An 8873-nucleotide genomic window follows, 5' to 3' on the forward strand; every position below is an offset into this window, starting at 1 on the left:
ATATCACATAATGATATACATTTTCAAATAGACATTGCAACCTCTTGAGGACACACGCACAAAAGTGCAAAAAGTACACAGGAGGTTTTTTATATATGCGAAACATTGAGAAAACTATTGAAGAAACAATAGTAAAAACAGGGTATGACATGAAAGTTGATGAAGTTGTCGCCCTTCAAGAAAAAGGTGCATGCGAAAGTATATGTAATGCGTTTGTGTTTGGTTATGCACAAGGAATGAAAGCCTTAAAGGCAGAAATGAAACAGAAGGGAGTTGCACTTTAATGAATGTATTAGAAACGCTTTATCATGAATGGTGCAGCAATCTTCAAGACAATAGAGAAGTCGAAGAAGCTGCAAATGAATTAAGCAAATTTGACGAAGAATTAAAAGATGCAATGAAAGATAACTGCTTTGATTTAGATTGTGCAATTTTTAACTTTGCATCAGTATCTCAAAAACAAGGCTTCATGGGAGGCTTTGAAATAGCAAGACAATTATTTTTAGGAGGAAATTTATAATGAACAAATTATCAACATTTAGAAACGATGAATTAAATTTAAAAATTAGAGCAATGGAAAATGAAGATGGTAGCATTTCGGTAAACTTGGAAGATGCTGCGAGAGGGTTAGGGTTTACGACCGTTGCCACAAGTGGCAACGTGGTTGTTAGATGGAACAGGGTCAATCAATATTTAAAAGAATTTAATGTACCCACTTGTGGACGTGATGATTTTATCCCTGAACCAATTTTCTATCTTTTAGCGATGAAAGCAAATAACGATACAGCAAAGAAATTTCAAATTTGGGTTGCGACTGACGTTTTACCACAAGTGAGAAGAACAGGTGGTTATCGACTTCCACAAACACCTGAAGAAAAAATCCGATTATTATTAGAAGCTAATCAAAGTGCAAATACCAAGATTGAGAAAGTTGAGGAACGTGTATCAAACTTGGAGGACAATAGATTTCTTAATCCAAATGAATACGGGTATTTGAATACACAAGTATCATCACGCATTCGTGAAGTAAAAGACGTACACCAAATGCAGCTAAACCGCAGACAAAACAGTGAATTGTTCAAGGCAATTGGCAGAGATATTAAAACAATCACAAATGTGCGATGCCGTTCTCAAATTCGATATAAAGATTTCGACAAAGTATTAGACTTCGTTAAGACGTGGGAACCATCGAAAGCAACAATGGTTGTAATCAGTCAAATGGGAGCAGCTTAAAATAAGCGAGAACAGATAACAGGAGGTATATATACATGATTTATTCATACACTCGAGTATCAACAAACAAACAAGATTATCTAAGACAAGACGAAGCAATCAAGAAATGGTGCGCAGATAACAACGTGGAGATTGATGTGTCATTTTCCGATACCATTACAGGAAAAACATTTAATCGTGATGGGTATAATCGTATGAAACAGGCAGCAGTTAGTGGTGATACAATTATCATAAAAGAGCTTGATCGCTTGGGTCGTGATTGGGACGGAATAAAAGAAGAGTGGAAATATTTTGATGATAAAGATATTAACATCGTTGTAATTGATATGCCTTTACTTTCACAAGCAATTTATGACAAAGACGGAAATATTGATTTGAATATCAAGTTTTTAAAGGCAATCGTATTTGAAACGCTTTGTTACAACGCAGAACTTGAACGCCAAAAGAACAGCAGAAGAACATCGGAAAAGCTGCAAGCTATGAAAGCGGAGGGCATTAAGCTTGGCAGACCGGTAAATACAGAAGTAGATAAAACAGTTTGTGAATTATACGCACAGGGTATGAATAAGTCAGATATTGCCTTTTATGCAGGTGTTTCAAGACCACAAGTATATACCATATTGAAAAGAAATCATTTGATGTAAGACAGGCTTTAGGGTTTGTCTTTTTTTGTGGACAGTTTTGCATAGGCACATAGGGTATAAAAAAACTGTGAAGTCCTAGTTAGATAACTTAGATCTTTTCACAGCTTCTTTGATTTTATTTCGTGCAATATATTACGTACTTCAATCATATCTATAACTTGTAATTTTCCACGTTTTTTAATAAAATCGCTTTCTATCAAATTGAGACGTTTACTACATCTAACTGTAGATGGCTTATTTAGTCCAGCTTCTCTCCATTTCTTTATTTGATATTCTCCGGGATACATCTTTCTAGGTTCATGAGAAGTGATTTTTAGCGATAAGATAAATATATCTTTAGGTGAAATAACAAGTACAGGACGCCTTTTTAAAGTGTGTGGATCATCTTCAAAAGCTACCTTTGCATCCCATATTTCCCAACTACTAGGCTTCATCATACTCCTTAGGAAGAACGTAATTTCCATCTTCGTTGCGATATCCTATGACATCTAATGCTAATACATCATCATAGTTGAATGGAGATAATTTCATTTTATCACGAAAGTAATCAGCAATGGATTTTTTACTGATGATTGTATGTTTTGCATCTACATTGAAAACTTGTTGCCAAGGAGAACCTTGTGCATGAGTGATATCTACAAGTTTTGGAGAGGAATATTTTCCAAATTCTTCTGCGACATTCAATAAAATTTCTAATTCATCAGAAGAAAAATTTTCTACATTGTAGTCTCCGTATGTTTCATCGATATTTCCTCTGCCACAAACTTTAAATGTTCTATACACAGATGGAACAACAGGGCCATATTTCCATGCTTCAATTTCATCATCAAACAAAGGCATTCCTCGTTTGTAAAGGCTATACCCTTGTGCAAAATAAAGGAGTTTGTTAAGACGTAAATTTGAAATATAATCATCATCGGAAGAATTAGCTAAATCAATAAAAAAGTTTGCATAATCAACAGCTTTTAACATACATAACACCTTCCTTTCATCATGATTATATTATAATGTGTCGTATTTTTCTACTGATACATGCAAAATATTGTTAAAAACATATATAAAGTGGTAAAAAACGATAATAAATAAAAAGAAAATAAAAAAACAGTTTTGATATGACACATACCCCCATTTGAAAAAAAATACAATACAAAAAAAGTTGCAAACAGATTGCAACCCACACATACCCCCTCAAAAAAAGCACGTTTTCAAAAAAAATTACGTGCTCTTTTTATCGTCTTTTTGCAAGTCTGATAGATCGAATGAGAGCAATGGTTTATTTGTTGTTTTATCCTTTATTTCTATTTCATAACCTAAATAATCGCACAACTTGATCATATCTTGTAAAGTAATGCGCTCTTGACTTACTTTATTGTTTAATGATTGTTTACTAGACATTTCCCAAATATCCATTAGATCCAGTTGTAACTTATTTTTGAATTGCAACATTATTTTTATTTTATTTTTTATCATATTTAACCTCCAAACAGTTTTGATATGGCACATACCCTTTCTAGAATATGATAAGGTTTTATCCGTTTTTTGTCAATGGAAAGTAAATATAAAAAGTTATGTTTATAACTTTAAAACTTTATAAGATAATTTCAAAAGTTTACTTTTTTTATTGACAATATAACGTAAAAAGTGTACTATGTATGCGTAAGGTACCTAACGAAGCCAAGAGGCAGGAGGATAAAAAGACATGAAAACAATTAAAAGAATGGGATTAAGAAATTACTTATTAGTTAAATCAAATTGCTTGTATTCGGCTGTGTGGATCAAGTTGAATAGATCCAATAAACACCAATATAGAGAATGTTCAAGCGTTCATAAAATGATCGTTAGTTTATATAAATAGAGGAGGAAAAGGGAATGAAACTAGAACAATTAAAGGAAAAGCTAACTTGTGATAATTTAATGGAATTGGTAGATGCTTGCTACAGATGCTACAGATATAATAGCTATTTCGGAAGATTAAAAGTATATGAATTTGATGATGAATTTTTCAATATTCATTTCAATGATCCTATGGAAGCAGCAAGGGCTACGTTTTTCGGTAATATCCAAAATTGGCTAGATCCTTATATCAGGTTTAACGGCTACGGGAATTTGGAAAGCATAGACGAGGATGAATACGAAATGGAGTTAAAGGACAATATAAATGAAATAGTAGAAAAATCACTAGAATTATACAAAGACGGAAATATCACTTTATATGGCGAATTAGAGGAATTATTCGATGAATATTTAGAAAACGAGGAGGAATAAGGACATGAGAACACAATTAGAAGAACTTAAGAAATATGGGTATAAAATATATGTTAGTGATAAATATACATGGGCTTATATTATTACGTCTAGTAACAACATTTTATACATCGAAGAAAACCACTTTTATGGATATGATGTAAGCTTTGAGTATATCCCAACTGATGGTTGCGGCGACGGTTGTTCATGTAAGGGGAAAGGACAAGATAGAATAGATCCAACGGTTATAACAATCGATCTAGAAAGTATCCAAAAGGCAGAAAGAAACGGTAGTAACTTTGCTTGGGAACTTGGCGCAAAACGCTATAAGAGTGTTGCGCAGTGGTTTGATAGAATGTGGTGTAAAGAGGATTTTTACAAATTATAGGGAATGTGGAGGAAAAGAAAATGAGCGATAAAAGAACTATTAAGGAAACAATCGAATTATTTAAAAACTACGCATATCACTTCGAAGGAGAAGCGCATAGATGCAACGATAAAGAAACCGCTGCGAATTGGAGAGGGAAAGCGGAAGCTTATAGATTAGCAGCGTTTGAGATTGAAAGGAACATGAAACATGACTAAACTAGAATTGATTATATTTACTATCGGCGTTATTTTGTGGTTTATATATGTTATATGGAGCTTGAAAAAAGGCGTTAATCCGTTTACAATATGGGAAGAAGAGAAAGACGAGAACGCAGCAAAGGAGGGAAAATAAGACATGTTTATATTGAGGGCATTAGCTTCTATCGTAGGAGCGATTATAGGATTGTTTGGAGCTTTACTTGGGCATAAGTAATATTGAAATTATAACATAAAAAAAAGAGAGGTTTAAAAAATGAAAAAGTACAAAACGTGGACAGAAGAAAGCGCATCAAGGTCAATTTATTTCAATTGGGATTTTATCGATAAAGCATTAAAAGATGAATTCGAAACAGAGGTTGGATATGTAAGTCAATATTTGATAAGACTTTCAGATCACGAAAGACCTCCAGTAATTGATGGATACGCAACTTATGAACATAAATTTTTCTATGACGCGAGAGACGAAGAAACATATATTTTAGCGGTTAAGTACTTGACGGCTGCATTAGATAAATATTGCGATGGAAAAATAAATGCGGAGGAATTGGGCGAACTCTTATTTAATGTGAATTATAATGATTTGATGGAATTGCAATTGAAAGAAGAGGTTAAATGAAATGGGAAGAAAATTGTATATAGAAAGCGTAGAATTAATTGGTGATGATTTAAACGGATCAACACCATTGCAAATTGAAAAATACGCAAAGGAAAATAACTTGTATTTTTCACAAGATGATATAGGGAATTGTTATCTTTCTAAAAATGAAGATTGTGAACAATTTGAAGAAGTAGAAGGATTTGAAATTGACTAATGTAGATTGAGCATTTGCGATTATATGCAAGTGCTTTTTTTATTACTGTTTCAGTATGGCTTTATTTCAGCGCTTTAGAGCGCTTTTTTTAGTTTCGGTATATAAGAAGCTACGAAAACATGAAATAACGTTTCTAGGTGGGTTAAAATAAGCGATACAAAGGAATAAAGATGAATGATGTAAGCATATATTTATATTATTTCTTATTTTTAATTGTATATGATGTATTTTTATGTATTTGTATATATAGATAGTATATAAGATGAAACAACGCTTAGAACGTCTAAAAAGGGCAGTTATGGAGAGGTAGTACAGTGGTAGTATATTGCTGCTTCTTAGTATATATATGCACTATGTATATGTAGTATGTAATATACTTACTCTTTTTATTATTTATTATATGTTTATTTATAATATGTATTATATGTAATATGTATATATAATAGTATGGCGCAGTATATTCATGATCTAATAGAATAAGATAGCATATATGAGTATGGTTGTGCTGCTAGTGTAGTAGGTAGTATTATATATATCTACTATGTATATTTAATAATCTATATATAATTATTTTTATTCTTTCTTTTATTTTTATTATGTATTAAGTATTATATATACTATTATTATATAATATACAGGAGAATGAGAGAGGCATGAGGGCAAAGAGGAGAGGAAATAAAAGCAGTTTTTCGCGCATATATGAAAATAGAATAGTTTCTATATCCGTGATGGTCCTAGTGTATTTAAAAATTGTTCAAAAAATATAGTATGTATATGATAGTGTAATAAAAACGAACCTTTTTTTAACACCAAAACCCTTTAAATAAGGCATATATATAACCCCCTCCCTATTTTTTTATCAATATAGCACCTTAGTTACCCCAATCTCCCACACGAAGAATTTTTTCAATTTCACTCTTTTGTATTCATTCGAAATAGCCATACTCAAGAATAATCATGCATATTTTAGACTGCATAATTTCCAATACAGTGTGGAAAACTTTTACTTGACTTGTCAACTTGACAAAAAAATAAAATTGGATATAGTATGAAGTTAGCAGATAAAAAAACTGCAACTCATGGCACGTTGATACTGAAAGGTTGATGCGTGCTTTTTCTATGTTTGGTTTCGATTACATAATAAAATCGATGTGCGGTCAATAAGCATATTTTCATATTTGTTGTTCTCCTTTCACTTTCTAAAAATTTTATAAAATCTTTACAGTTTGGTATTGACCGAAAATACAAAAGCAGATGTATCGTACTTATCGCCTTGTTGATACATCAATTCATTAAATTATTTGTTAGACCTATAGAGGGTCTTTTTTTTTATTTCAGGAGGTGGTCTTGTGATTTCAAAAGGTTCAAAGCTAAGAGTTTTGGCTAACTATCATTATAAAAATCACCCCGAGAAGAATGTTGATATCTTACTTGGGGAAACGAGAAATGGTAAATATCAACAATTTCAAGTACAAGACGTTAATCAAGGATTGAATGGAAAAGTGAATACCGGGTATGCCTACGTTAGAGCATTCACGAATGTTCCATTGAAAGTTGGCGATTACGTTACTGTAAAAGAAATTTTAGCGATTATTAAAAAATACAAAGATACGATCATTCATATCAAAATCGAAGAAACAATGCCCGGTGAATTGGTTGTAGACGATAGCGAAGTTAGTGAGGAGGGCGTATATGGGTATTAAAGCTGCACCTTGTCATGCTGGCAAAAAAGAAGCTTGCCCTAGGTCAAGAAATTGTGATTTGGGAAATCGTTGCGAGAAGTATCGAAAATGGTTAGAAGAATATCGTAAAGGAAGATAAAAAAGTTAATGGAAGATTTATCAAGTGTCGTTCGAGTTTCAAGAGATGCATTAAGGACTTGTAATTTTAACGATATACCAAAGCTGTATAAAGTAGCGAAAGTTATGTACGATGCGATGATACTTCAATATGATTACGCTTATGAAAACAATGATTTAAGACAGCAATATCGAATATGTCAGTTGATAGATCAAGAAGTTTTACCAAAACTAAAAGAAGCTATTGTACATACCAAAGACTGTAAAAGTGGAAATCGCTTAGCTACGAATATAGTGGATTTATTAAAGTTGTTCTTCGCATTATCTGCAAGACGCATCTTAAGGAATTTTGCTTTATATATTGAGCAATATAAACGTAAAAAGGTGTGGGACAAGACAATGGATACAATGGAGTGTGTGTTTTCGTACGCTGATGAGTTTGCGATATCGGATAATATGAATATTATGCGTACTTCTTGTATGCCCGGTCTTGGAAAGTCATATTTTGGTAATTTATTTGTAGCTAATGCGCATGGCAATGACCCAAACTTGCAAATATTGCGAATTACATATTCTGATGACTTAGTTAAGATTACAACGAGACAAACAAAAGCAATTATCAAGTCAAAAGCCTTTGCAGAAATATTCCCTCGCTATCAAAATGTCAAAAATATATTTAAACAAGAAGATAAGTATTCGTATTGCTTATGTGATTGCGAAGATGAATACAATCTATTCGGTTTTACCCGTGATGGTCAGTTGGCTCACTGTAGTAGTGATATTACAGTGAATCCCATCTAATTGCTGGAAACCTAAACCACTATGTGGCATGGCAATCAGCAGCTAAGATTTTGAGAAATTTGTTGGATAACAACCAACCATTTCTCTTTTATTTTGCGATAAAGGAGGAAATGGAAAATGGAAATTTGGAAAAAAGTGGAAAATTTTAACATGTACGAGATAAGCAATTTAGGAAGATTAAGAAAAAACTACAAAAAGGGAACAACAAAAATTTTAAAACCTGATGTGATTAACGGAGGCTACCTAAGATACACGCTATCAAAAGAAGGCATAACGTATCGGTTTATAGCACATAGAATGGTAGCTAAGCATTTTATACAAAATCCTAACAATTATCCCGACATAAACCATATAGATAATAATAGAACAAACAATAAAGTAGAAAATTTAGAATGGTGTACTCCTAAAATGAATGCGGAGCATAGAGAGAAGCAAAACCGAAATCCATCATGTAGAAAGGTATATCAATATGATAAAGATTTAAATTTGATAGCAATATACAAATCTACTAGGGAATGCGCAAGAAAAACTAAATATTGTAAAAGTTCTATTCAAGTATGGTGTCAAAATAGGAATATTAAACCTAAAAATCCATATATTTGGAGTTATTCTCAATTAACAAAATAAAGTTCAACGACTAGGAATTATTCCGTACACCCAAGTGGGTGGAAATGGTGGGTATCTGTTTTACGACAGATAAAGATATAGTCTGATCTTGTATGAAAGTACAAGCAGTTCTTAAATGAACGGTA

Annotated in this window: 16 protein-coding genes; 13 read left to right on the forward strand and 3 right to left on the reverse strand. The window is 32.4% G+C overall.

What is annotated here, in order from left to right; translation table 11 throughout:
* The first annotated feature begins 95 nt into the window (after positions 1 to 95).
* The 4 genes from EUBDOL_RS06985 to EUBDOL_RS07005 are packed head-to-tail and all read left to right on the forward strand — an operon-like array spanning position 96 to position 1877.
* Positions 96 to 284 (forward strand): hypothetical protein, encoded by a 189-nt coding sequence (locus EUBDOL_RS06985; RefSeq protein ID WP_004800030.1) that lies wholly within the window; start codon positions 96 to 98, stop codon positions 282 to 284.
* Entirely contained in the window at positions 284 to 520 is a 237-nt protein-coding gene (locus EUBDOL_RS06990) for a hypothetical protein (protein WP_004800032.1), read from the forward strand. Before EUBDOL_RS06985 ends, EUBDOL_RS06990 begins: the two co-directional genes overlap by 1 nt.
* Positions 520 to 1233: an ORF6C domain-containing protein gene (locus tag EUBDOL_RS11025; protein ID WP_004800035.1), complete on the forward strand. Its 714-nt coding sequence runs from the start codon at positions 520 to 522 to the stop codon at positions 1231 to 1233. The genes EUBDOL_RS06990 and EUBDOL_RS11025 overlap by 1 nt, the downstream gene beginning before the upstream one ends.
* A gap of 35 nt (positions 1234 to 1268) precedes the next feature.
* Positions 1269 to 1877 carry a recombinase family protein gene (locus tag EUBDOL_RS07005; RefSeq protein ID WP_004800036.1) on the forward strand — a complete coding sequence of 203 codons (609 nt, stop codon included), beginning with the start codon at positions 1269 to 1271 and terminating at the stop codon, positions 1875 to 1877.
* Between the two features lie 98 nt (positions 1878 to 1975).
* On the opposite strand, the gene EUBDOL_RS07010 is transcribed toward EUBDOL_RS07005, so the two are convergent.
* The 3 genes from EUBDOL_RS07010 to EUBDOL_RS07020 form a co-directional block, all read right to left on the reverse strand.
* Positions 1976 to 2314, reverse strand: a complete 339-nt coding sequence (locus EUBDOL_RS07010; RefSeq protein ID WP_004800038.1) for a type II toxin-antitoxin system PemK/MazF family toxin — start codon at positions 2312 to 2314, stop codon at positions 1976 to 1978.
* Positions 2301 to 2849, reverse strand: a complete 549-nt coding sequence (locus tag EUBDOL_RS07015; RefSeq protein ID WP_004800040.1) for a Panacea domain-containing protein — start codon at positions 2847 to 2849, stop codon at positions 2301 to 2303. The genes EUBDOL_RS07010 and EUBDOL_RS07015 overlap by 14 nt, the downstream gene beginning before the upstream one ends.
* A gap of 243 nt (positions 2850 to 3092) precedes the next feature.
* Positions 3093 to 3347 (reverse strand): hypothetical protein, encoded by a 255-nt coding sequence (locus EUBDOL_RS07020; protein WP_040463486.1) that lies wholly within the window; start codon positions 3345 to 3347, stop codon positions 3093 to 3095.
* Between the two features lie 399 nt (positions 3348 to 3746).
* Between EUBDOL_RS07020 and EUBDOL_RS07025 the strand changes: the two genes are divergently transcribed.
* From EUBDOL_RS07025 to EUBDOL_RS11030, 9 genes are all read left to right on the forward strand, one after another.
* Positions 3747 to 4142: a hypothetical protein gene (locus tag EUBDOL_RS07025; RefSeq protein WP_004800046.1), complete on the forward strand. Its 396-nt coding sequence runs from the start codon at positions 3747 to 3749 to the stop codon at positions 4140 to 4142.
* Positions 4143 to 4146: 4 nt separating this feature from the next.
* On the forward strand, positions 4147 to 4509 hold the full coding sequence (locus EUBDOL_RS07030; RefSeq protein WP_004800047.1) for a hypothetical protein: 363 nt from the start codon (positions 4147 to 4149) through the stop codon (positions 4507 to 4509).
* A gap of 20 nt (positions 4510 to 4529) precedes the next feature.
* Positions 4530 to 4706, forward strand: a complete 177-nt coding sequence (locus EUBDOL_RS11470) for a hypothetical protein (protein WP_154645860.1) — start codon at positions 4530 to 4532, stop codon at positions 4704 to 4706.
* 256 nt (positions 4707 to 4962) lie between these two features.
* Positions 4963 to 5325: a hypothetical protein gene (locus tag EUBDOL_RS07035; protein ID WP_004800055.1), complete on the forward strand. Its 363-nt coding sequence runs from the start codon at positions 4963 to 4965 to the stop codon at positions 5323 to 5325.
* A 1-nt stretch (position 5326) separates the two neighbouring features.
* Positions 5327 to 5521: a hypothetical protein gene (locus EUBDOL_RS07040; RefSeq protein ID WP_004800056.1), complete on the forward strand. Its 195-nt coding sequence runs from the start codon at positions 5327 to 5329 to the stop codon at positions 5519 to 5521.
* A 1349-nt stretch (positions 5522 to 6870) separates the two neighbouring features.
* Positions 6871 to 7224 carry a hypothetical protein gene (locus EUBDOL_RS07045; protein ID WP_004800058.1) on the forward strand — a complete coding sequence of 118 codons (354 nt, stop codon included), beginning with the start codon at positions 6871 to 6873 and terminating at the stop codon, positions 7222 to 7224.
* Positions 7214 to 7342, forward strand: coding sequence for a hypothetical protein (locus tag EUBDOL_RS11815; RefSeq protein ID WP_004800059.1), 129 nt, complete (start codon positions 7214 to 7216; stop codon positions 7340 to 7342). Before EUBDOL_RS07045 ends, EUBDOL_RS11815 begins: the two co-directional genes overlap by 11 nt.
* An 8-nt stretch (positions 7343 to 7350) precedes the next feature.
* The gene (locus EUBDOL_RS07050; protein ID WP_004800061.1) at positions 7351 to 8121 is read left to right on the forward strand and encodes a hypothetical protein; all 771 of its coding nucleotides are present in this window, start codon (positions 7351 to 7353) and stop codon (positions 8119 to 8121) included.
* A gap of 117 nt (positions 8122 to 8238) precedes the next feature.
* Entirely contained in the window at positions 8239 to 8748 is a 510-nt protein-coding gene (locus EUBDOL_RS11030; protein WP_004800064.1) for an NUMOD4 domain-containing protein, read from the forward strand.
* The last annotated feature ends 125 nt before the right edge of the window (positions 8749 to 8873 follow it).

Origin of the sequence: Amedibacillus dolichus DSM 3991 (assembly GCF_000154285.1) — a bacterium.
Taxonomy (GTDB): domain Bacteria; phylum Bacillota_I; class Bacilli_A; order Erysipelotrichales; family Erysipelotrichaceae; genus Amedibacillus; species Amedibacillus dolichus.

Coding starts and splice junctions, on each gene's coding strand:
- EUBDOL_RS06985 (WP_004800030.1), top strand. CDS start 96: ATGCGAAACATTGAGAAAACTATTGAAGAAACAATAGTAAAAACAGGG.
- EUBDOL_RS06990 (WP_004800032.1), top strand. CDS start 284: ATGAATGTATTAGAAACGCTTTATCATGAATGGTGCAGCAATCTTCAA.
- EUBDOL_RS11025 (WP_004800035.1), top strand. CDS start 520: ATGAACAAATTATCAACATTTAGAAACGATGAATTAAATTTAAAAATT.
- EUBDOL_RS07005 (WP_004800036.1), top strand. CDS start 1,269: ATGATTTATTCATACACTCGAGTATCAACAAACAAACAAGATTATCTA.
- EUBDOL_RS07010 (WP_004800038.1), bottom strand. CDS start 2,314: ATGATGAAGCCTAGTAGTTGGGAAATATGGGATGCAAAGGTAGCTTTT.
- EUBDOL_RS07015 (WP_004800040.1), bottom strand. CDS start 2,849: ATGTTAAAAGCTGTTGATTATGCAAACTTTTTTATTGATTTAGCTAAT.
- EUBDOL_RS07020 (WP_040463486.1), bottom strand. CDS start 3,347: ATGATAAAAAATAAAATAAAAATAATGTTGCAATTCAAAAATAAGTTA.
- EUBDOL_RS07025 (WP_004800046.1), top strand. CDS start 3,747: ATGAAACTAGAACAATTAAAGGAAAAGCTAACTTGTGATAATTTAATG.
- EUBDOL_RS07030 (WP_004800047.1), top strand. CDS start 4,147: ATGAGAACACAATTAGAAGAACTTAAGAAATATGGGTATAAAATATAT.
- EUBDOL_RS11470 (WP_154645860.1), top strand. CDS start 4,530: ATGAGCGATAAAAGAACTATTAAGGAAACAATCGAATTATTTAAAAAC.
- EUBDOL_RS07035 (WP_004800055.1), top strand. CDS start 4,963: ATGAAAAAGTACAAAACGTGGACAGAAGAAAGCGCATCAAGGTCAATT.
- EUBDOL_RS07040 (WP_004800056.1), top strand. CDS start 5,327: ATGGGAAGAAAATTGTATATAGAAAGCGTAGAATTAATTGGTGATGAT.
- EUBDOL_RS11815 (WP_004800059.1), top strand. CDS start 7,214: ATGGGTATTAAAGCTGCACCTTGTCATGCTGGCAAAAAAGAAGCTTGC.
- EUBDOL_RS07050 (WP_004800061.1), top strand. CDS start 7,351: ATGGAAGATTTATCAAGTGTCGTTCGAGTTTCAAGAGATGCATTAAGG.
- EUBDOL_RS11030 (WP_004800064.1), top strand. CDS start 8,239: ATGGAAATTTGGAAAAAAGTGGAAAATTTTAACATGTACGAGATAAGC.